This window comes from Nemorincola caseinilytica (assembly GCF_039540515.1).
Lineage (GTDB): Bacteria > Bacteroidota > Bacteroidia > Chitinophagales > Chitinophagaceae > Nemorincola > Nemorincola caseinilytica.
In genome coordinates this window covers 236198-259101 of record NZ_BAABFA010000004.1, presented here as the reverse complement: position 1 = coordinate 259101, position 22904 = coordinate 236198, and the positions used below count along the sequence as shown (strand labels likewise).

Annotated in this window: 19 protein-coding genes and 1 tRNA gene; 9 read left to right on the top strand and 11 right to left on the bottom strand. The window is 52.5% G+C overall.

The genetic code is table 11. From position 1 onward, the window contains the following. Window positions 1-95 precede the first annotated feature (95 nt). The 5 genes from holA to ABD843_RS01830 form a co-directional block, all read right to left on the bottom strand. Window positions 96-1121, bottom strand: a complete 1026-nt coding sequence (gene holA / locus ABD843_RS01850; RefSeq protein ID WP_345077638.1) for a DNA polymerase III subunit delta — start codon at window positions 1119-1121, stop codon at window positions 96-98. A gap of 45 nt (window positions 1122-1166) precedes the next feature. Continuing rightward, window positions 1167-1616, bottom strand: a complete 450-nt coding sequence (locus ABD843_RS01845; protein WP_345077635.1) for a DUF2141 domain-containing protein — start codon at window positions 1614-1616, stop codon at window positions 1167-1169. A 223-nt stretch (window positions 1617-1839) separates the two neighbouring features. Continuing rightward, window positions 1840-1924, bottom strand: a tRNA-Leu gene (locus ABD843_RS01840). 121 nt (window positions 1925-2045) lie between these two features. Then, window positions 2046-3737, bottom strand: a complete 1692-nt coding sequence (locus tag ABD843_RS01835; protein WP_345077632.1) for an amino acid permease — start codon at window positions 3735-3737, stop codon at window positions 2046-2048. 23 nt (window positions 3738-3760) lie between these two features. Beyond that, window positions 3761-5707 (bottom strand): tetratricopeptide repeat protein, encoded by a 1947-nt coding sequence (locus tag ABD843_RS01830; RefSeq protein WP_345077629.1) that lies wholly within the window; start codon window positions 5705-5707, stop codon window positions 3761-3763. A gap of 182 nt (window positions 5708-5889) precedes the next feature. On the opposite strand from ABD843_RS01830, the gene ABD843_RS01825 reads away from it, so the two are divergent. From ABD843_RS01825 to ABD843_RS01805, 5 genes are all read left to right on the top strand, one after another. Then, window positions 5890-6819, top strand: a complete 930-nt coding sequence (locus tag ABD843_RS01825) for a lytic transglycosylase domain-containing protein (protein ID WP_345077626.1) — start codon at window positions 5890-5892, stop codon at window positions 6817-6819. Between the two features lie 117 nt (window positions 6820-6936). After that, window positions 6937-9402, top strand: a complete 2466-nt coding sequence (locus ABD843_RS01820) for a penicillin acylase family protein (protein ID WP_345077623.1) — start codon at window positions 6937-6939, stop codon at window positions 9400-9402. Window positions 9403-9412: 10 nt separating this feature from the next. Beyond that, window positions 9413-9754 (top strand): hypothetical protein, encoded by a 342-nt coding sequence (locus ABD843_RS01815; protein WP_345077620.1) that lies wholly within the window; start codon window positions 9413-9415, stop codon window positions 9752-9754. A gap of 138 nt (window positions 9755-9892) precedes the next feature. Beyond that, the gene (gene lipB / locus ABD843_RS01810; RefSeq protein ID WP_345077617.1) at window positions 9893-10630 is read left to right on the top strand and encodes a lipoyl(octanoyl) transferase LipB; all 738 of its coding nucleotides are present in this window, start codon (window positions 9893-9895) and stop codon (window positions 10628-10630) included. Between the two features lie 32 nt (window positions 10631-10662). Beyond that, entirely contained in the window at window positions 10663-11304 is a 642-nt protein-coding gene (locus tag ABD843_RS01805; RefSeq protein ID WP_345077614.1) for a hypothetical protein, read from the top strand. A gap of 335 nt (window positions 11305-11639) precedes the next feature. Here the strand turns inward: ABD843_RS01805 and ABD843_RS01800 are convergent, their stop codons facing one another. After that, complete coding sequence (locus tag ABD843_RS01800; protein WP_345077611.1) at window positions 11640-12350, bottom strand: hypothetical protein; 711 nt, start codon at window positions 12348-12350, stop codon at window positions 11640-11642. A gap of 142 nt (window positions 12351-12492) precedes the next feature. On the opposite strand from ABD843_RS01800, the gene ABD843_RS01795 reads away from it, so the two are divergent. After that, window positions 12493-14580, top strand: a complete 2088-nt coding sequence (locus ABD843_RS01795) for a putative porin (protein WP_345077609.1) — start codon at window positions 12493-12495, stop codon at window positions 14578-14580. 77 nt (window positions 14581-14657) lie between these two features. Here ABD843_RS01795 and pafA read toward each other — a convergent pair whose 3' ends face one another. Continuing rightward, on the bottom strand, window positions 14658-16304 hold the full coding sequence (pafA, locus tag ABD843_RS01790) for an alkaline phosphatase PafA (RefSeq protein ID WP_345077606.1): 1647 nt from the start codon (window positions 16302-16304) through the stop codon (window positions 14658-14660). A gap of 161 nt (window positions 16305-16465) precedes the next feature. Here pafA and ABD843_RS01785 point away from each other — a divergent pair, with 161 nt between their 5' ends. The 3 genes from ABD843_RS01785 to ABD843_RS01775 all read left to right on the top strand — a co-directional run bounded on the left by ABD843_RS01785 (window position 16466) and on the right by ABD843_RS01775 (window position 18373). Then, window positions 16466-17713: an aminotransferase class I/II-fold pyridoxal phosphate-dependent enzyme gene (locus tag ABD843_RS01785; protein ID WP_345077603.1), complete on the top strand. Its 1248-nt coding sequence runs from the start codon at window positions 16466-16468 to the stop codon at window positions 17711-17713. Between the two features lie 142 nt (window positions 17714-17855). After that, window positions 17856-18140, top strand: coding sequence for a DUF4160 domain-containing protein (locus ABD843_RS01780; RefSeq protein WP_345077600.1), 285 nt, complete (start codon window positions 17856-17858; stop codon window positions 18138-18140). Further along, window positions 18137-18373, top strand: coding sequence for a DUF2442 domain-containing protein (locus ABD843_RS01775; RefSeq protein ID WP_345077597.1), 237 nt, complete (start codon window positions 18137-18139; stop codon window positions 18371-18373). The genes ABD843_RS01780 and ABD843_RS01775 overlap by 4 nt, the downstream gene beginning before the upstream one ends. A gap of 16 nt (window positions 18374-18389) precedes the next feature. On the opposite strand, the gene ABD843_RS01770 is transcribed toward ABD843_RS01775, so the two are convergent. From ABD843_RS01770 to ABD843_RS01755, 4 genes are read right to left on the bottom strand one after another with little or no spacing between them, the layout of a single operon-like run. After that, complete coding sequence (locus ABD843_RS01770) at window positions 18390-18848, bottom strand: low molecular weight protein-tyrosine-phosphatase (RefSeq protein WP_345077594.1); 459 nt, start codon at window positions 18846-18848, stop codon at window positions 18390-18392. 26 nt (window positions 18849-18874) lie between these two features. After that, on the bottom strand, window positions 18875-19360 hold the full coding sequence (locus tag ABD843_RS01765) for a GNAT family N-acetyltransferase (protein ID WP_345077591.1): 486 nt from the start codon (window positions 19358-19360) through the stop codon (window positions 18875-18877). Window positions 19361-19406: 46 nt separating this feature from the next. Next, window positions 19407-21479, bottom strand: a complete 2073-nt coding sequence (locus tag ABD843_RS01760) for a TonB-dependent receptor (protein ID WP_345077588.1) — start codon at window positions 21477-21479, stop codon at window positions 19407-19409. 30 nt (window positions 21480-21509) lie between these two features. Continuing rightward, complete coding sequence (locus ABD843_RS01755) at window positions 21510-22862, bottom strand: PQQ-dependent sugar dehydrogenase (protein ID WP_345077585.1); 1353 nt, start codon at window positions 22860-22862, stop codon at window positions 21510-21512. Window positions 22863-22904: the final 42 nt, after the last annotated feature.

Below are 22904 nucleotides of genomic sequence, written 5' to 3'. Positions count from 1 at the left end.
CATGGCCCCAAGCATAGACGGTCTGCCGGAAGAAGAAGAGCTCATGCTGCAAAAATAATTCTTTTTTCAGGATGCGCAGGTGATAACGATCAGGTCTATGCTTCCAGCATGCGGCCCACCATTTCCTTTAGCAGTTCGCGGTCGTCGGCAGCGCTGTCTATACCTACGGCCCGGGTGCTGTAGAGCGATAGCAGCAGCAGGCAGCGCTCTACCCGCTGCAGTGGCCAGCGGGGTAGCTGGGCCATCACATCTTTTACAAAGAAGGGGGCCATACCCAGTGCAGCGGCAGCTTCCTTATCGGTCTTGCCTTTCATAAAATTCGCTGTATATAGCCTGTTGAAGTGCGTGTAGAAAGAACCTATGAGCAGCGGCATAGGCGCAGCCTTGCTATTGGCCAGGAAGTACGATAACATCCGGTACAGCTTATCGCGGTCGTTACCCGTCACCATGGCCGGGAAGTCGAAGATGTTGTATTCCTTGCTTATGCCTATGTACTTCTGTATAAGCTGTGCGCTAAGCTGTTTTTCCTCCGGCACATTTATGCGTATCTTCTCTATCTCGTTGGCTATCTTCTGCAGATCGGCACCCAGGTACGATGCCAGCATTTCGGCTTCCTGTCGCGGTATGGCAAAACCTATTTCCTTGCCATGGTGCTCTATCCAGTCGGGCAGGCGCTCGTCCTTCACTTTGTCCGATGTGAAGTGTACGCCCTTTTCCTTTACCCGCTTCACGAACCGGGTACGCACATCGGCCTTCTTGAACGGATGCTCTATGAAGAATATGGTAGATGGCGACGGATGCTCTATATACCCCAGCAGAGCGTTCAGGCCCTTATCATCGCCCTCGCCGCCGCGTAGTTGTGCGGCATCTTTCAGTATCACCACCTGTTTCTCGGCGAACATCGGAAAACGCCTGCATGCGCTCACCACATCCTGCCACTGCGCATCCTTGCCATACAGTACCGTCAGGTTGAAGTCGCGCTCATGCGGCTGTAGTACCTTGTTCTCAAATATATCTGTCAGCTTGTCCAGGTAATACGGCTCCTCGCCATCGGCCAGGTATACCGGCGCATACTGGCCCATCTGTACATTCTGTATTATCTTATTGTATTCGGCATTCATCTGCGAGGGTGAAATTACTTCATTTATCCATGCCGCGAGGCAGCATCACAGGTATCTTATTTTCATGCCGATGTTCACTTTCTGGTCCTTCGGCAGCGTAAACACGAACTGTCCGAACCTGGGCTTCTTCATACCCGTAAGGTAGAAATTGGAAAAACCGAAGCCTTCTTTGGGCATTCTCAGAAAGCTATATTCCATTACTCCGTTGTTGTTCTCATCGTCCAGCAGGGCAAAGCCATAGGAACCCGGTTCCAGTATCGCTTTTTCCCGCATCTCGCCATTCGCTATCGCCCGCTTGGGGAATTTCATCACCCGCACAGGCTTGTCATCATCAAAGCCCTTCTCATCTACATACACCTTCACTATTATCTGCCCCTTTACCGATCGTATACCCGAGAAAAGAATATCCACGTTCTGCGTATATGCCTTGGTAAAAGAGAAGAACAGAAAAAGGAAGAGGGATATGGTTCGTTGTTTGTTCGGTAGTAGTGTCATAATATCTGTCTGTTATCAGTAAGTGCCCGGAGGCACTTTGCGGTCTCTGCCGTATACTATCAATTGTCCGTTCTACCCATCACAAAAAAACGAAAATAGATACAATTAATTGTTCTGAACAGAAAATGTAGTGCGGTATGACATTTACACTATTATGCCGAGGAAGATAGAAAAGCGTAAGGGGGAAAAACAACGGAGAGCCTATGCTCTCCGTTATGATAAGTGCGGCAGAGGAGATTCGAACTCCCACGCCCGTTACAGGCGCTACCACCTCAAAGTAGTGCGTCTACCAATTTCGCCACCGCCGCATTTGAGGGAGTGCAAAAGTACAAAAGATATGACATGATACAAGAGGACATGAAAAAAAGTTACCTCGCACCGCAAAAGCCTAAAGCCCATGTACCGCACTGTATTTACCTTCCCAGTGCATTATAACTTTTCCTCTTTAAGCAGCTTGCTGTGTTTGGCACCATAGAGGAAATAGACGACAAGCCCTATGACCAGCCAAATAAGAAAACGCTCCCAGTTGGACACGCCGGACTCGCAGAGAAGGTAGGTGCAGCAAAGGAAGCCCAGCACGGGTATAAGGGAATAGTTGCGCAGGAAAGATAGTACTGCCGTAATGGTGAAAACTATACCGAACAGCCAGAAGGGAATGCGGGTGCGTATATGCTCCCAATCACCATCCATACCCAGGGCGGCCTTGTAGCCACCGGGATAGTACAGGCCCAGCAATACAGCAGAAAGGATAAGGAGAGCAGGAGTGATCCATTTGGAATTGACATAGGGGGTCTTGAACTTGCTCTGCAGGCGCTGCGGGTGGTTCTGCAGGCGCAGTATACCGCCACAAACCAGCACAAAGGCAAATAGTGTGCCCACGCTGGTGAGGTCTACCACCACCGAAAGGTTCATAAAGAGGGCGGGTATACCTACTATGAGGCCGGTGAGTATGGTAGAGAAAGAGGGCGTTTTATACTTAGGGTGTATGCGGGCGAACACGGGCGGCAGCAGGCCATCGCGGCTCATGCTCATCCATATGCGGGGCTGGCCCAGCTGGAAGACCAGCAGCACACTGGCAGTGGCTATTACCGCGCTGATGGATATGACCCCGGCTATCCAGTTGGCCCACTTGCTGTTCATGGTGCTGAATACATAGGCCAATGGGTCGCCTACATCCAGGTTCTTATAGCTGGTCATACCGGTAAGTACCAGCGCAACCAGTATGTATACCACCGTGCATATAATAAGCGACAGGAACATGGCACGAGGCAGATCGCGCTGAGGGTTGCGGCACTCCTCGGCCGTGGTAGATATGGCATCGAACCCGATGTAGGAAAAGAACACGGCCGATGTACCTGCCAGCACACCGCCTATACCATTGGGTAGGAAGGGTGTCCAATTGGCGGTATCGACATAGAAGCAGCCGGCCACCATTACCAGCAGGATAATGGCTATCTTCAGTATCACCATCACATTGGTACTGCGGCGCGACTCTTTGATGCCTATATATATGATCCAGGTGATGATGGCAGTGATGATGAAGGCCGGAATGTTGCAGATAAAACGGATGCCGCCTATCACAGGCGCATTGGCCCAAGCCAGCCTGGCGGCATCAGAGAGGCCATATTTGGCCGTCCAGTAATCGGTGGCCAGGTATTCGGGTATGTGTAGCTGCACCCCGCCTATCTTTATACTATTGATAAGGGAGGTGAAATAGCTGCTCCACGATATGGCTACAGCAATATTGCCAATAGCATACTCCATAAGCAGGTCCCAACCTATTATCCACGCTATTACCTCGCCAAAGGCAACATAGGAATAGGTATAGGCGCTGCCCGATACCGGCACCATGCTGGCGAACTCGGCATAGCAGATAGCCGAGAAACCACAGGCCACCGATACGAACAGGAACAGCAGAATGATACCCGGACCACCATCGAAGCTGGCCTTGCCTATGGTAGAAAAGATACCCGCCCCTACTATGGCGGCTATGCCCATGAAGGTGAGGTCGCGCACGGTGAGCACCTTCTGCATGCTGGTGGCGTGGCCATCGGATTGACCTTCGGCTACTTCTTTCTCTATGTGCCTCAGCGTTTTCTTCCGGAATATGCCTTCGTTCATGGGCTGTGTAAGGTGGTTTACCTCTATTTTTTAGGTGGTTGTTGGGCGGCCTGCTGCTGTTGCAGCATGGCCTGCTGTGCGGCCATCAACTGCTGCGTAGCCGTATTGATGCTCTGCTGGGCCACTATATACTTGGGCTCCATCTGCATTACCTGCTGCCATATACCTATGGCCTCCTGCAGGCGGCCCGAGAGGTAGTAGCATACCCCGAGGTTATAATATACCTCGTAGAGCTTGGGGTAATTGGGATAGAGCTTGCGGGCCATATCATAATTGAACTTGGCGCTGTCTGGTATACCCAGTTTCAGGTAGGCCACACCGCGGTTCATGTAGCCCGATACGAATGTGGGGTGTATCTGCAGCACCTTGTTATAGTACTTTACACCTGTACGCAGGGCCTCGAACTTCTTCACGGTATCTTTTTCGGCTTCGGCCATGTTGATGTAGGAAGATGCCACATTGGAGTTGACAAGGACGCTATTAGGCGTGGTCTTGATGTCTTCGGCAAAGAGGGTCTCATCGTTGAACCAGTACTGGTTCCTATCTATGGTCTTGAAACCATAGAGGGCGGTGATGAGCACTACACAGCCTGCTATAGCCAGCCTGCCGGTAGCGGCGGGCTTTATCATTTCCATGGCCTTGTAGAGGAAGTAGGCCACTATGATGCAGAAACCTACCGAAGAGTGGAATATAAGACGCTCGCCCATGGTGCCGCCTATGTTGAAGATAAGGTTGCAGACAATGAGGAGATTGAGCAGGTAGAAAGCCAGCGCGAAACTGAGCACATGACGTTTGGTAAAGAATTTGAACATCCAACGGAAAAGTGCGCCATGCACTATGAGCGAGGCCCATACCTGGGGATGTGAGAAATTCTTGTACGGTATGGTATTGTAAGAGTAATCGGAAGAAAGGGGATGTGGGAAAATAAGGAGCTTGACGTAATTGAGGCTGGTAGATATCTTGGTGGCCAGTTGCTCGGTCTTGTCGGCATTGGCATAGGGGTTGTTCAGCAGGTCGTTGTCAGAACTTTCGTTCATGGGTGCCACTATGCTGAAGCGCCACGCCAGGTAGGCGCCTACCACACCCAGGTATGGCAGCACTGCCATAAAACACTGGCCGATGGTGAAACCATTGAACACATAGAAGGCCAGCGGCAGCAACAGTATCATGGAGATGGCATACTCCTTGGCCAGGAAGGCCATAAAGAGGCATACCATCGCCGAGATAAGGGTAATTATCTTCTTGTTCTCATAATATTTGAACGCATAGATAAAGGTGCCGCACAACAGCAGGAGCGACATTATCTCATCGCGGCTCTTTACATTGGCCACCACCTCGGTATGTATGGGGTGTGCCGTAAAGAGCACAGCGGCTATGAGGGCCATGATATGGTTATCGCGGAAGACGATGTAGCGGAAGAAATAGAGCAATACCACTACACAGGCCATATACCATAGCACATTGAAGACATGGCGTATATGCATATTGCGCAGGAACTGCTGCTCTTCCTTCGACTTCATTTCGTAAGACAGGCCACGGGCCAGCACACTATCTACCTTATCTACAGGTACAGCGCCGAAGAACTGCTGCTCTATAGCAAAGGTGACTATGGATAGCGGCCTGTAACGACCACCCGAAAGCTGGTTGGAAGAGTTGAACTGCTTGTAGTAGCTATCGAAGGCATCTTTGGTAAATATATCGTCGATACCGGCAAAGCCCTCATGCACATATTCGTTCTTTACTATGACAATGGTATCGTCAAGCGCATATTCATGTTTAAAGGTATTGGCATATAGCGCAAATGCCAGCAGGGCCACTATAATGGCCTGTACCCTGAAGTCGTACAGCCATGCGGGTATCATGGGGTCTTTTACCTGTTCTTTCCTTTCCGGCGCCTTAGCAGCCGCTGCGGGTTTGGGCTGTGGTACAGGCGCAGGTCTTTTATTAGGGATATTCGTCTTTTTTGCCATCAGAGAATAGTGATAGCCAAATGTAATTATTTATCCATTTTCGGCATAGCTGCGCACACAAAAAAGCGCACATACAGGGTGTAAAAATGAATATGTGGCCGTTTGTGAATAAAGTGTGAAACGTTGAAAAAATTTAGGAGTTCTATTGTATGTAAGGCTATGTTTTGTACTAACTTTAAAGCATGAACACCAGAACAAGGGGTATTTTATATTTTGGCGTGGGCCTGGTGATAGGCGCCGGGGTGATAATGGGTATCGCATCGCGCAAGATAGACCCGGGCACTACCCCTGTAGATATGTCGGCAGAGGGGCGGCCACAGTATAAGTGGCATGTGCCGCATATACCGAAGAGTATGGAGTTCTGCGGGGAGAACGTGCCGCTGGACAAATGGGAAGTACGCGAAAAACTGGACAGGGAAGTACTGGTGAACACCTATCTGCATGGTACACAATTATATATACTGAAACTGTCGGGCAGGTACTTTCCAATAATAGAGGCACGCCTAAGGGCCAATAATATGCCCGAGGACCTGAAATATGTGTGCGTGGCAGAGAGCGCCCTGCAGCAAAATGCGTGGTCTGCAGTGGGTGCGGCCAGTTTCTGGCAATTTATGAAGGACACCGGCCCGCGCTACGGACTGGAGATAAATGATGAGGTGGATGAGCGCTTCAATGTAGTGAAAGCGACAGATGCCGCCTGCCAGTACTTCAAGGAGGCGCGCGACAAGTTCGGATCGTGGACGGCAGCGGCGGCATCATACAACTGTGGCATGGCAGGATATGCCAAACAGGCCGACTTCCAGCAGGCCACCAATTATTATGACCTTATCTTTCCCGAGGAGACCAATAGATATGTGTTCCGCATACTGGCTTTCAAACATATAATGTCGGACCCGCGGAGATATGGACTGACAGTAGAGGAATCGGAAGAATACAGACCACTGAAATACCGTACCGTCAATGTGGACCATACGATAGCCGACCTCACGGAATTTGCAAAGGAGAACGGTACCAGCTACAAGATGCTGAAAATATATAACCCATGGCTGCGGGCCCACAAACTGACAGTAAAGCCCGGGAAAACCTACGAGATACAACTGCCCGTGAACTAGGCAAGTGGGGTCATAGAAAATACAACAGAACCCTTATCAAAAATTCTTTAACTATCAACGGATCATAATACCTGCCTAAAGTGCAGGAGCATATTTACAGAGCCTGTTCTTGGTCATATGGCATATTATAGGAGAAGCTCAGGAAGGGATGTAAGTTTCAGGCAGCGGCTGCGGTCGCGGTCGTGGGGTATATTCCTTATCATTGTCACCATAGCATGGGTATGGCTGCTGAATACTGCTATCGGGCCCCTGCCACCACTGGGCAAGATACTGGACCCCGTGAGCGGCGCCCTGGCCGCTGCCGAGCCTGAGAACAAGAACTATACCGATGAAGAACGGTTTCCCCGCCTAAAAGGCAATGCCAGCATATGGTGGGACGACAGGATGGTGCCGCATATACATGCAGCATCTGAGCATGATGTATACTTCCTGCAGGGTTATGTACATGCGTACTTCCGACTGTGGCAGATGGATATGCAGACAAGAGCGGCCGCAGGACGCATCAGCGAGGTAGTGGGCATGAAAGCATTCGACTTCGATCGCAAACAGCGCAGGAAGGGTATGCTGTATGCCGCTGAGAACTCGCTGCGGGCAGCCGAAAGCGACAGCCGCACAAGGGCTATGCTGGATGCGTATACCGAGGGTATAAACACTTACATATCGTCTTTGAGCTATCGCCGCTACCCGCTGGAGTATAAGCTGATAGGCTTTGAACCTGAGCCATGGACGAACCTGAAATGCATGCTGCTGTTGAAGTATATGGCCGATGACCTGACAGGCAAGACGGACGATATACCTCATTCTTACCTGCGCAGCATACTATCGCCGGGCGACCTGGCACTGCTCTACCCCGACAAGATAGAGGGCAGCACACCGGTGATACCATCGGGCACGGCCTTCGACCCGCCATCGCTGGGGCGGCCCACTGCCCCACCCGACAGTGTGGCATTCCCGGTATACCGTTCTACCGACTTCGGCTACAGGCGCGAAGAAGGCAAGGGCAGCAACAACTGGGCCGTGAGTGGAAGCAGAACAGCATCGGGCGCGGCCATACTGTGTAATGACCCGCACCTGGGGCTGAACCTGCCTTCGCTATGGTTCGAGACACAACTGCAATGCCTTGGCATGAACGTATATGGGGCATCGCTGCCGGGAGCGCCGGGAGTGATAATAGGATTTACCGACAGCGTGGCCTGGGGCCTTACCAACAACTACCGCGATGTAAAGGACTATTACGAGATACGCCCTGTAAAAGGCGACGAGAGCAAATACTGGTTCGCAGGGAAGCAGGTAGCCTATACCACGCGTACCGAACGTATAGGGATAAAAGGCAAGGACGACTTCATAGATACCGTACGATATACCATACACGGACCACTGATATATGACGAGCATTACAACGAAAAAGGCAGCCTGAAACGCCCGCTGGCCATGTGCTGGATGGGCCACCGTGCCAGCAACGAGATAATGGCCATATATAAGCTGAACAGGGCAAAGGGGTATGAGGACTTTGTGAACGGTATACTGCACTTCGAGTGCCCGGCGCAGAACATGATATATGCCGACCGCGCAGGCAATATAGCGCTATGGGGACAGGGCCAATTTGTGAACAAATGGAAGGAGCAGGGCGAATATGTGATGAGCGGATGGGACAGCGCCACCCTGTGGCGGGAACTGATACCCATGCGCGAGAACCCACATGCGCTGAACCCTGCGCAAGGTTTTTTAAGCTCTGCCAACCAATGCGTTACAGACAGTACCTACCCCTACTGGTACAATGGCGACTATGGCGAGCTGCGCGCATGGCGAATAAACCAGGCGCTGGCAGAGATGCCCAAGGTGACGGTAGAGGATATGTTCGCATTGCAGAACGACGACTACTCGGTACTCGCCGGTACGGTACTGCCGGTGATGCTGGCCCACAGCCGCGATGTACAGGGCAACCGCTACCTGGATACCATGCGCCGCTGGGACAGCAGGCTGCAGGCCGCCAGCATGGCAGGCTCTATCTTCCAGCTATGGTGGCGCAACCTGTACCTGGGCATATGGGGCGATGACCTGGGGCGTGTGCCGGACAACCTGATGCCATCGACAGAGCGGACCATGCAACTGCTGGTGACCCAGCCCGACCTGAAATACTATGACGACCGTCGAACCAAGCGCAAAGAGACCCTGCGCGACATAGTGCTGCACAGCCTGAAGCAGACCACCGACAGCCTGGACCGCCGGGCCAAAACGCAAGGGCTGGAATGGTATATAGGCAAGAACACATCGGTAACGCACCTGGCAAAGCTACCGGCCTTCAGCTACAACAAGCTGCGCACGGGCGGCTGGGGCAATACGGTGAACGCCATGAAGGGCGACCATGGGCCATCGTGGCGAATGGTGGTGCAGATGGGGCACGAGATAGAAGCATATGGCGTATACCCCGGCGGGCAGAGCGGAAACCCCGGCAGCCCTTACTATGCCGACTACCTGCAGCACTGGGTAGATGGCAAGTATTACAAACTGCTGTTCCTGCCCAATATGAGCAGCCAGCACAACGACCGCATAAAATATACATGGAGCATAAAGCCCGAATGACAGGAACCATATGAGAGCATTCAATACTACAGTGATCATACTTGTGACCTGCGCGCTGGCAGAGTGGCTGCTGCCATGGTGGAGCATAGCGCTGGTGGCCTTTACCGTATCGGTAATGGCGGCGCTACGGCCGGGCAAGGCCTTCCTTACAGGCATGTGTGGCGTAGGGCTGTGGTGGCTCATAGCGGCCCTGTACCGCGACATACCCAATCATCACATTCTTTCTACACGCATGGCAGAGCTGTTCCACCTGCCGGGCTATGGCTTTTATATAGCCCTCACCGTACTCATAGGCGCCCTCACAGGCGGTATGGCCGCAGCCGCAGGCGCGCTGGTGAACAGGAAGCGATAGATATTTTATTTCTCCTTAGGCAAAGAGGCTCAAATGATTACACGTCATATAGGTGTAAAACATGCGCCGGGAGCGGCATCCATAACCATTATTTAACATTATATAGACGTTATTTCGTAAATTGCGTATTCGTTTTTTATGAGGACAGTTCTATTTGAAGACCTAGGCGAGATAGCATATGATGCGGCATTGAGCTACCAGGAGACCCTGCTAAAGGCGAACCTGGACATAAAGTCGGAATGGTATAACACTCCCGAGGCCGCAAGACCTGCTGATGTAGCTACGCAGCACCACCTGTTGTTCTGCTCGCACCCGCATGTGTACACACTGGGCAAGAGCGGGCATATGGAGAACCTGCTGGTGAACGACAGTCGACTGAAAGAACTGAATGTTTCCTTCTTCAAAACGAACAGGGGTGGCGATATAACCTACCACGGGCCGGGACAGATAGTGGGCTACCCCATACTGGACCTGGAACACTTTGTGACCGACCTGGGCAAGTATATGCGCAACCTGGAAGAGGTGATGATAGGCATGCTGGCAAAGTATGGCATAGAGGCAGGCCGCCTGCCGGGCGCTACAGGCGTATGGCTGGATGCCGATGTAAAGGGCCGCGCCCGCAAAATATGCGCCATGGGTGTGCGGTGCAGCCGCTGGGTAACGATGCACGGCTTTGCGCTGAATGTGAATACCGACCTGAGCTACTTTGGGCACATAGTGCCCTGCGGCATAACGGACAAGAGTGTGACATCGATGCAGCAGGAGCTGGGCCGCGAGGTAGATGTACAGGAAGTAAAGGATATATTGATAGAACAGTTCGAAGAGGTGTTTGGAGCAGAAGTGGTGATGGAACTGCCTGTAACAAATAAGGAATGACGACCGACATAACCGAACAAGCTTGAGAACAAGTGACAAAGCGTAATATCACATATCACTGGGGCGACCGCACACTGCTCATTACGCTGGGCAATAAGGTGAGCAGGCGCATTCGTGCACTGTATATAGCAGAGCTGATAGCTACGCTGGGTATGGCCACCATATTCCTGCTGCAATCGCTACCGTTCAGTCATAGCATCATCAACTGGGTGGCGGCACTGGGAGCATCGGCACTGTATATAATAGCCGCATACAGGTTCCTGGCGCGCATATTCTTCAAAGAGCAATTGCTGCTGGATGCCGGCCACATCACCATTCTTCGCAATACCCTGCTGTCGCGGCATGCCAGCCGTTTCGAATGGAGGCATATAGGCCCGCTGCACTACCAGGGCAAACCCGGCAAGACCGACCATCCACTGAAGGGCAAATGTTTCGATTACTTCGGCTTCGAGACACAGGAGCACCTGATACAGAGCCTGCACCATGAGGGCAACCTCTACTTCGATACGCCCAATGGCAGGGTATATTTTGCCCCCGGCGTATACTCGTGGGATGCAGAGAAGATGGTGCAGATGATGCGCCTGTACAGCGGCACTGCCCTGCAACTAGGCCCCGAGTGGGACGATATGCTACAGGAAGAGCAGGAATTCGACGATGCGGCATCGGGGAATTAAGGGACCTCTCCCTACTTGCGGCAGGTAAGCCCCAGCCTGTCGATGCTATCATTACTCACAAGTTCTTATTCGATGGTATGTTCGCCCCGGCGGGGCTAAAGGTCTGTAGCACAATATGAATATATAACACATATTGCCCCGTAGGGGTTACCCGATAAAATATAGGTAGCTCCTGACGGAGCAAAGACGGGATAAAAAGATATTTCTACAAACCTATTGCTCCTACCGAGCATTTCTGGCGGATATTATGATCTACAAAAGATGTGGTCACACGACCCTCTCCCGGGAAGAGGGAAATGAAATGAGTGCAGGGTAAGAGAGCGGAGAGCGTACCATCACAGATCCACAATCACATAACCGGTCTCGAAGATGACACCATCGCGGCGCAGTATGAAGCGGTACTGGCCTTTTCTCTGGAAATTCCTTTTATCGAGGATTGATACCCGGGCCTTTATGGCAGGTATATCGAACACCATTTGTTTTTTGGCATTGAAGAAGGCCACAGAATAGACGTGCGCCCCATGATCATCGGGCAGGCGCATATCGATATGGCCGGTGGTGGGATTGGGACGTATATGTATGGGTATGATGAAAGAGGCATCATCCATATCGGGCATGGGCGAAGATATATAGACCTGTGGGCGATCGCTGCCCCACGAAGCACCGGGTGCAGCAGCCACTGGGGCAAGTGTGGGCATGGCCACATCGTCGGTAGTGATGCCGCAGTGGTTGCTGCCCCATTTGAGGCCGGATACGAAAACTATCGTGAGCTTGTAGTATGCCCTGCCATGCAGCGGACGCTCGTCGGTAAAGGTCTGTATGCCTTTGGTGGTATTGCGCACATTGCCTATATCAGTATAATTGCGCAGGCTATCGGAGGAGCGGCGCACGATGATGGTCTTCACGCCATCGTACTGGCACTGCCAGGATAGCTGCACCACCCTATCGACCACGGTAGCGGCCATATCGGGCAATTGCGGCTGGGCGTACGCCGGGCATACTGCCGAACATAACAACAGGAATGCCGCGACAAAGGGTGCCCTCATACCACAAACCTAATAAAATAGCCTGTGAGTGGTAGCGAATATTCGGAAATAGTTAGCATTAGCGCTATGCGATATATTGGCCCCCGGTGCTTAATTTTGCGGACCTGTTGCCATACAGCAGGCATGCACTAATATCTGTCTATTGAAGAAAGCCCCGTTCACAAGGCCCGTAAAAGCCATATTACTGATGCTGCCGCTGCTATGTGCGCTTACGGCATGGGGGCAACCATCTACCCTGCCCATGACACCGCAGCGCGATACCAGCAATGACAAGACCAATAATGGCGGCTGGAAGAACCAGGAAGCGGTGATACACTACCACTACCGCAACAGCGCTACCGAGCATAATATAGATACGGGCATACACACCTTTCACCGCAGGCTGTTCATACAGCCATGGCAGCGGGATATGGGCAACCCCGGCAGCCCTGTGCTGAACCTGCTATTCACCCCCGAGTACCGGGTGGGGCCAACACTGGGCTACCATGTATATGATGTGTACCGCTACAATGTGGACAGCCTGAAGTACTATAACACCAACAGGCCGTACTCGGTATTCAGCTACCAGATGGCAGGCAGGCAGGAGAACATTGCATCGATAATGCACACACAGAACATACGCCCAAACTGGAACGTGGCTGTGGAGTACAGGAAGATATCGTCGCCGGGCTACTACCAGGTGCAGCGCAATAATGACGACAACTTTGCGCTATCTACCAACTACAAAAGCCTGAACAAGCACTATACCCTGCATGGCGGTATGGTATACAACAAGCAGCAGCACGATGAGAACGGAGGTGTACTGTACCGCGACCTGCTGGACTCGCCGGACTATAACAACCGCCGCATACTGAACACAGCATACGAAAGCCCGACGTACAGCACCACACGATCGACCGTGGCGAATGTGCAGCGCGACATGACCATGATGCTGGAACATGCCTACACATGGGGCGTGACCGATACCCTATGGGACGAGGAAGATACGGCGGCCTATACCTATACCCTGACCCCGAGGTTCAGCATAAGCCACAATGCCACCATGAGCACCGAGCAGCACTCTTATAAAGACCTGGCACCGGACTCTATGCGGTATACATCGCTCTTTCAACGGTCGTTCCCCAACAAGGGGAATGCGTACTACTCTGCCGGGGCTGATTCGGTCTTTACCCGGCAAAAGTGGTTCTGGGTCGATAATAAAGTACTCTTCAATGGCTTCTTCGGCAAGCAGAACGGCCAATTGCAGTTCAGTGCGGGGGCGGGTGTGCGGTACGACCAGTTCATATCGGACCCGGTATCGAAGCTGATAGCCGACAGCCCCTACTACCGCATAGGCTACGACCGCCGCAGCATGGCCGGCACCTATATAGAGGGCAACATAAGGAAGGAAGCCCTGGCAGCCAATGCGTGGGAATATGGCGCGGCACTGAAACTCTATACTACGGGGACCTATGCGGGCAACTTCGCTTTTAATGCGTTGCTGGGCAAACGCCTGAAGAGCATAGGCGGCAGCTTTACCGCAGGCGCCGGCCAGCAACTGGGCAGCGCCCCCTACAGTTATACCGACTATCAGAACATATATGCCTTCAAATTCTTCGACCTGGAGCGGGAGAGCATCACATCGGCCTTTGCCATGCTGGAAAGCGCACGGCTGCGGCTGTCGGGCGGTGCAAGGGGGTACATCATCAACAACTATATATACCAGGGCAGCGAGGGTATACCTGCACAATACACGGCATCTTTTACCCTGCCGCAGGTGTGGATACGCAAGGTGTTCCGCGTAGGCAGCTTCTACTTGGACAATGAACTGGTATACCAGGCCGTGAGCGCCAGTACGCCGGTGAACGTACCACAGGTAATGGGCCGCCACCAACTGAGCTTTGAGAAGGGGCTGTTCCACAATGCTATAAAAATAGCTACGGGCGTAGAGGCAAGGTATAATACTGCCTATACCCCTGCAGGCTATGACGCACAGTTCAACCGTTTCTTTTACCAGAACTATGACACGGTGAAAAACTTCCCCGAGCTGGCGGTGTTCTTCAATTTCCGTATCAAGCGGTTCAGGGCCTTCCTCACAGGAGAGAACATGCAGCAGCTATTCGCGCGCAATGCCATACTGTTCTCCGGCACACCCGTTCGTAGCCGCACCACCGGCGATGTGACCATACCTATGTACGCCATGCCCAATACCATGCTGCGCTTTGGCTTCAGCTGGGCGATGGTGAATTAGTTCGGACCTTGATGAAAGTGATGGCCTGATGGCCATGATGTCCTTGCTTCTAGCACCCGGTGCATCGCTTCGTTCCCTTAATGTTCCTTTTTAAGGCCAATGATGGGTTTGCCTACGCAGCCGCTGGGCATTTGTATGTGCAGCAGCGAGGCCAGTGTGGGGGCTATATCCGTCATATGTACGGGCTCGTCAGAGGCTCCGCGCTTTATGTGCCAGCCATACCATAGCAGGGGTATGTGGCTATCGTAGGGGTTCCAGGTACCATGAGTGGTGCCTGTGGTATGCCCATCGCCATTGTAACAACCGGGGTTGAGCACTACCTGTATAGAGCCGCTGCGATGGTTGTGATAGCCGTTCACAGCCATGGTGCGAATGGGCTCGGGTACGGTATTGCGCCATATGTTCTCCATATCTATGGCATAGGCCACATTGGGCTGGGCATTCAGCCATGCCATGGCTGTGAGTTTTACGGTCTCGCGGTCCTTACCGGAGGCAGCTATGCGCACCTCGTCGAAGCATACCTGGTAATTGCTCATAAAAGTGACGATAGAGTCAAGACCCAACGTCTGGTGCAGGTATCCGTTCAATCCATCCATTACCCCATCGCCCTCTATACCGGCGGGTATACCGTTAGCGGCCAGGAAACCTCCATTGTGCGCCGCACCATGATCGGCAGTGAGGAAGACAAGGTAACCATTGCGGCCATAGGTCTTGTCCAGGTAAAGGAGCAGATCGGAGATATCACGGTCCAGGCGCAGATAGGTATCTTCAGCCTCTATAGAGTTTATAGCGAAGCGATGCCCTATATAGTCGGTGCTGGAAAGGCTTATAGTGATCATATCTGTGGCACTGCCCTTGCCCAGGCTTTCGCCCTGCATACAGGCCTTGGCCATCATGAGGGTGTAGGTATTGCCGGCAGGTATGCTCTTTATTACCGCCCTGCGCTTCTCCTCGTCCAGCCCATCGAACCTGTGAGGGAATACAGGTGCTTTTTCCCATTTGAAAGGCCCTTCCCAGGGGGTAGAATCAGCAGTGCTTTGCGTATATGTACTGATATCGTAGAGGGGGTACCAGCCTTCCTGCACCATGCTGTCGCCGGTCTTCCTGTTGTTGAATGCCTTTAGCCATTCGGGCTCGGGATCCTTGTAATAGCTGCTGCTGATGAAACCACCCGTATGCTCGCTATACCAGTAAGCGGCATTGGCCAGGTGACCTGCGGGCAGGATGCTGCCCCTGTCCTTTAGGGCCACGCCATATACCCGGGACGCGAAGTTGGTAGCAAGGCGCAGCTCGTCGGTGATGGTGGTGGTGAGTAGGTTGGCGGGGCTCATAGGCTGGCCCTTGGTATCGCCGCCGGTGAGCGTGACGGAGGTATCCTGTACGCAGTACCATTTGGCGCCCGTGCGCCTGTCTACCCAGTCGTTGCCGGCTATGCCGTGTATGGCAGGTACCGAACCCGTATAGATACAGGCGTGCCCCGGCGCAGTATAGGAGGGCAGGTAGCTGATACTGGTATTGTTGCAGCTATAGCCATTGCGCAGCAGCCGCCGGAAACCACTGTGCCCGTAACGCTCGTAATAGCGGTAGAGGTAGTCCCAGCGCATCTGGTCTATGACTATACCTACTACTATTTTGGGCCTGTTCACCTGGTCGCGGTCGTGGCGGCAGGCGCAAAAAAATATAATTATTAACAGTATAAGCAGTTTAGATGTCCTGATGATCATAGCATTAGCACTAGAGATGTTAAAAAACGAACATTAGAATGTAAAAATGCGAAATAGCCATTTAAATGGCGGTAATATTTTTATTAATTTTGCCCCCGTTCGGCATGAGATACGCATATGTATACATACTGATCGCATTACGCATTAAACAACTATAACACATGGATATATTTGCCAAATTCGAGAACAGGCTCGGTCCTATAGGTGACTATGCCGAAAAATCGCCAAACTACTTCGCGTTCCCCAAACTGGAGGGTGAGATAGGCAACCGTATGAAGTTTCGTGGAAAAGAGAAGATAGTGTGGAGCCTGAACAACTACCTGGGCCTGGCCAACCACCCCGAGGTGCGCAAGGCCGATGCCGATGCTGCCGCAAAATACGGACTGGCGTCGCCAATGGGCGCGCGTATGATGAGCGGTAACTCGGACTATCACCTGCAACTGGAAAGGGAACTGGCCGATTTCGTAGGCAAGGAAGACGCTATGCTATTCAACTTCGGTTACCAGGGCATGGTATCTACCATAGATACACTGTGCGGCCGCCACGATGTGGTGGTGTATGATGCAGAGTCGCACGCATGTATAATAGATGGTCTGCGCCTGATACCGAGCCACCGCTATGTATACAAGCACAACGATATAGCCGACTGCGACAAGCAGCTGGCACGCGCTACCGAAATGGTGAAAAAGACCGGCGGTGGTATACTGGTCATCACCGAGGGCGTGTTCGGGATGAGCGGCAACCAGGGCAAGATAAAAGAACTGGCAGTACTGAAAGAGAAATACCAGTTCCGCCTGTTCGTAGATGATGCGCATGGCTTTGGTACCATGGGCCCCACGGGTGCAGGTATAGGCGAAGAGCAGAACTGCATGGAAGATATAGATATCTACTTCTCTACCTTTGCCAAGTCTATGGCCAGCATAGGTGGCTTCCTGGCGGCAGATAAGAAGATCCTGACCTTCCTGCGCTACAATATGCGCTCGCAGATATATGCGAAATCGCTGCCGATGGCCTTCGTGGTGGGCAACCTGAAGCGCCTGGAACTGCTGCGCAACAAACCCGAGCTTCGCGAGAAGCTGTGGTACAATGTGCGCAAACTGCAGGACGGTTTCAGGGAGCGCGGTTTCGACCTGGGCACTACCAATACGCCCGTTACACCCGTGTTCATGAAAGGTGGCCTGTACGATGCCGTGCAGCTGACATATGACCTGCGTGAGAATTTCGACATATTCTGCTCGGTAGTAGTGTACCCTGTGATACCAAAAGGCCAGATAGAGCTGCGTATAATACCTACAGCAGCCCATACCGACAAGGACATAGACGAGACACTGGCTGCTTTCTCCGCCATTCGCGAAAAGCTGGAGAAGAAGCTGTACCCGCAGGAGATGCCGCAGGTAGCGCATGTTTAGTCGTTAGTAGAAAGTATAAAGTAGAAAGCCGGGGAGTAGTGCTCTCCGGCTTTTTGTTTTATTGTCTTTCCTGTAGTATAGCAAATAGACGACCCATATCCTGACATCATCATAACCACAGTTGTCGTAACTTTACTTTCAAATGGGAAAACTGCTGATCCTCTCGCGCTATATCTTTCTTATCTATGGCGCTGACATCAATGAATTACGCAGGCACATCCATTGTACTTATGCTCATAAAGGCTATAAACGTTCCTGTAAATTTTGGCTGGAACCCGAAATAGAACTGGATGACAATAAGACAGGTGGCTTCTCCGAAAGAGAATTGAATGAAATAAAACAACTAATAGTAGAACATAGAGATGTTCTGATGGGGCAATTGGAACATTTTTACAATAATGAACCCGTTAAAGCTATCAGGTTATGATCATAACAGCAAAGACTCCGGAGATACGAAATATCGAATTCCTGAATAGTTCTATCATGTTCGTTCATCTTTCGAATGACAGGACCTTTATTGTTCCACTAGATCAATTCGAGGACATCAAGAGACTGACCCCTGAACAAAAGAAGGAATTCGAAATAATAGATGGCACCAATCTTTCCTTCCTAGCCATTGACGAAGTATATAGTTTATCTGATCTGACCGGGATCGCCTGACACTTATATAGCTTGACTACTTGCCATACTTCTCTATAATAGCATCGCACGCTCTGTTTATGAGGTCGTAGACAGGCAGGTAGCCGGTCTCATCGCCATACCAGGGATCGGGGACGGAGGCATTGCTGCCGGGTGTGAGCTCGTTGAGGAAATACTCTACCCTGCTGAGGTCGGAATGGCGGCCGGCTATGCGACCGAGGTCGCGCAGCACGTCTTCGGCAAAGACATATATCTTATCGTACCGCTGCAGATCGGCGGGGGTGAATGTGCGGGCGCGCTGGCAGGAAATATCTATACCATTGGCAAGGCATACCTTCTGCGAGAAACGATGTGGCGCCTCGCCTGTGTGGTATGAATTGGTACCGGCCGAATCGACCGTCCAGTTCAATCCCTTTTGTTCTATCTTATGCCTCAGCACACCCTCGGCTATAGGAGAGCGGCAGATATTGCCCAGGCATACCATGAGTATACGCATGGTACAAAACTAATGCGATCGTGGCACTACAGCCACTTTTCGTACAGTATGCGTGTAGGTGTATAGCCATCGCCGGTGAGGAAATGCCGCATATTGTCGTTGCCCACCAGTGCAAAGCGGTATATGCGTTTTACACCAGCGGCCATAAAATATATTTCCAGTTGCTTGTTCAGCTTGCTGTAGATGCCCCTGCGCCTGTGGGCAGCGTCTACAAAACCATCGGACACATATAGCACCCTGCCGGTATACTCCTCGAAACGGCTATCGTCCTCTTCCTCTACATAGCCGAATATGAAGCCCACGGGCACATCATCGTTGTAGGCCACAAGGCATAGGCCTTCGCACTCTGCCTGCATCTGCACTATATGGCGCATATAGGAGGTCTCTATATCGTCCCACAGGGCGGTGCGATGGTTGAGTATGCGCTCGTTGTCATGCAGCCCCCGCATCATGGCCGATATGGCCACATAATGCTCCTTTACGTCTACCGGTATTATCTCTATATTACTCATAACACAATTTTGAACGGGATAAACAAAACCTCATCATTCACATCTGTCATCTATGATATTCGGCCACCAGGCCGGCATAGAAATTGATGCCGGGAGCAGCATTGTAGTAGCGGCCACCGGCAGCATTTATATCGTTGCCCAGGCTATAGCGCTGGTCCAGCAGGTTGTTGGCACCTATGAACACACGGCCCGATACACGGCCTATATCCTCCTGGTAGCTGAGCCTGGTATCGAGGATATGATAGGCATCGGCATAGGTAGTGTTCATATCGTTGAGCGGCAGCCTGTCGCTAAAGAAATAGGTAAGCGCCAGTACGAAGCCCTGCCTGGAGGCGAGATCGATACCGGCGGCAACGGTATGGGGTGCTACACCCGGCAGGCGGTTTCCCGAGAGATCGGTGGCTACCTGTACCAGGTCTTTGTAGCGCATATCGTAACCTGTATAACTGAGCCATGAATCGTTCAGCCATATCATGTGCGCCCCATCATTGCGCGAACGGTAATTGATCATAGCCTCTACCCCAATCTGCTTAGTGGCGCCTGCATTGATGTATTCATCACCACCGGCCAGGGTCTTGCGCAGCACAATGGCATTCATGAGCCCGAAGTAGAATACACCTACATCGTAAGAGAACCGCGGAGAAATATTACCCTTGGAGCCCAGCTCATAGTTCCAGCCTTCCTCGGGCCGCAGGGCCATGTTCATACTACTGCCCGTGGGCAACAACTCAGCACTGGTGGGCGGCGAAAAGCCTTTGGCCGCACTGGCATAGGCGTAGTACTGCCGTGTGACATTGTAAGACACTGCCATGCGGGGCGATACATTTATATCATGATCGCGGGCGCCGGAAAATGCGGGCGCAGAAAAACGCTCTATGGTGGTGCCATACCTGGTGACACTGATACCCACCTCGGGCATCCACCGGCGAAAGCCCCATGTAGCCTGCACGAAGCCGGAATACTGGTAGTTGCCCGTCTCGTCATCGCTCTGCAGTATACCGGCATTGCCGTCTACATTGGTATATGTACGCGCGAACACATTGCCATACTGCACCTCGCTACCCGCCAGCACCTGCAGCCTGCCCTCCTTTACCGCCGGTGTATAGCTGAACGTGGTACGCCCGCCAGAATGAGGTTCAATAGTGCGGCTGTAATTGCGTATGGTAGGGTTCTTCAGCGTGGTATAACTGGTGTAAAGAGTAGTAGTGTTCCTGAGGGCGGGACCAAGCTGGTACATGGTGGTGAAACCTGCCAGCAGATTGCGTTGCAATACCTGGGCACGGCTTTCTATAGCGCCCGGTACTCCATTGGCAGCAGGGCGTGCCATGCGCGGGTCGGCCTGGTATTCGGCAAGGGTGAGCGCACCGGGAGTACCATAGTTCAGCTCATTGTAGAGAAATGTGGTACGGATCTCGGTCTTGCCCCGCTGTGTGATGATGCCATCCCATGAAAGGCCTGTGCGCGTCATCTCCGATCTATCGCGATAGCCCGAGCTATTGACCCGCTGCATGCGTATGACCTGCCTGCTGCCACCGGGGCCACACAGCCGGGCCTCGCTGGCGGTGGTGACCAACCCATAACTGCCCATTTCGTAAAACGCACGACCACCGGTGACGGTATCGGCATTGAGGCTATTGATGTGCATGACACCACCAGTGCCGGCACCATACAGGCTGCTGCCGGGGCCTTTGATAAGCTGCAGCGAGGCAATGTTGAAGAAACCTATCTGACTGAAATAGCTGAAGCCACTGGGATCGGTAAGGGGTATATCGTTGTAGTAGATCTTCGTATTGCGCACACCAAAGGGCGACCGCAGGGCAGTACCCCTTACATTGAGCCTGTAGCTGCCCGGCGAACGCTCTTCCATGCGCACACCGGGCATGGCATTGATGGCCTGCAGGGGTGTGGTATTGCTGTACCTCCCCAATTGGGCGGCATCTATAGCAATAACAGAGGCCGGGGTCTGCCGCAGGGTGCGGGAGTAGCCATAGGCGCTTACCACCACAGGCGGTATCTCGCGGGTAATGCGTGCCGCGCTATCGGTATGCATGGCGGTATCTACCTGCGCGGCCGCTAACTGCGGAACGCATGACAGCAACAAAAAGTGATATCGTTTCATGGGTCGGTGAGCTGTAGTTGTGGAGGTCCTTTATTTTGCCGCTACCCGCCATATGGTATTACCGGCATCGTCGGCCACCAGCATGGCGTTGCGTGTAAAGGTAACGCCTACGGGCCTGCCATATACCTTGCTCTGCGCACTATCGGCTATAAAGCCGGTAAGGAAGGGCTCCATCTTCCCTGCGGGCTCGCCACCCTTGAAAGGCACGAACACTACGGCATAGCCCGAAAGCACCGAGCGGTTCCACGAGCCATGCTGGCCCACATATGCCCCGCCCTTGTACCTGCCGGGGAAAACATTATCGTTATCGAATGCGAGGCCAAGCGCAGCGGTATGTGGCCCCATGGACACATCGGGCACTATGGCCTTGCTTACGAGGTCGGGGCGCTGCTTGTCCTTCATACGGGGGTCCTCGTTCTGGCCCCAGTAGCAATATGGCCAGCCATAGAAGCCACCATCCTGCACGCTGGTGATATAGTCTGGTACAAGGTCGTCGCCCAGCTCATCGCGCTCGTTCACGGCCGTCCACAGCATGCCACCGGGCGCCCATGCCATACCTACGGGATTGCGCAGCCCGGTAGCGAACTTCCTTTTGCCCGTACCATCGGTATTCATTACCCATATCATGGCGCGGCCCTCTTCTTTTTCCATACCATTCTCTGCCACATTGCTGCCAGAGCCCACGGCTATGTATATCTTACCCCCGTCTGAAGATGCAATGATATTACGGGTCCAGTGCCCGGCGCCGGCGGGTATATCTGTTACCTTGGTGCCTTTCGCAGTGATGGAGGTCTGCCCAGCCTGGTAAGGGTATGCGACCACGGCATCGTTATTGGCCACATAGAACTTGCCATTGACTATGAGCATGCCCAATGGATGGTTAAGCCCTTTAAGGAACTCGTGGCGTTCCTCGGGTATGCCATCGTTATTGGCATCTCGGAACATAGTGATGCGATCGGCGCTACCCTTCATCCTGTTCTCATTGGCCGACTTTGCAGCACCCGATGCGATGGCCTTGACAGCCTTGGCCACATTGACCTTGCCCTTCGATTCGCAAACGAATATGTCGCCATTGGGGCCTACATATATCCACCGGGGGTTGTCGAGATCTCCTGCGAACCGGGTAACGGTAAAGCCCTGCGGCGCATGCGGTGTCGCACCTTCGGGCCAGCCTACTACATCGCTGTAGTTCTTTACAGACCTCGTGGCAAAGGGTGCAGGCAGGTATGGAGGTTCGGGCCGTGTGGCCACCTGTTCGCCCGTAGGTGAGTCCACGGCCGGATAAGAGGTGGTCTCTGAACCATTATCGCTATTGCCCGAGCCACAGGAACTGAACATGAGCGCGAATAATGCGAAGGTCGTGATAGTGATAGTAGTCTTCATAGCTAGTGTGTGTTTATGTTGGGTAAATGATATTTTGTTCTT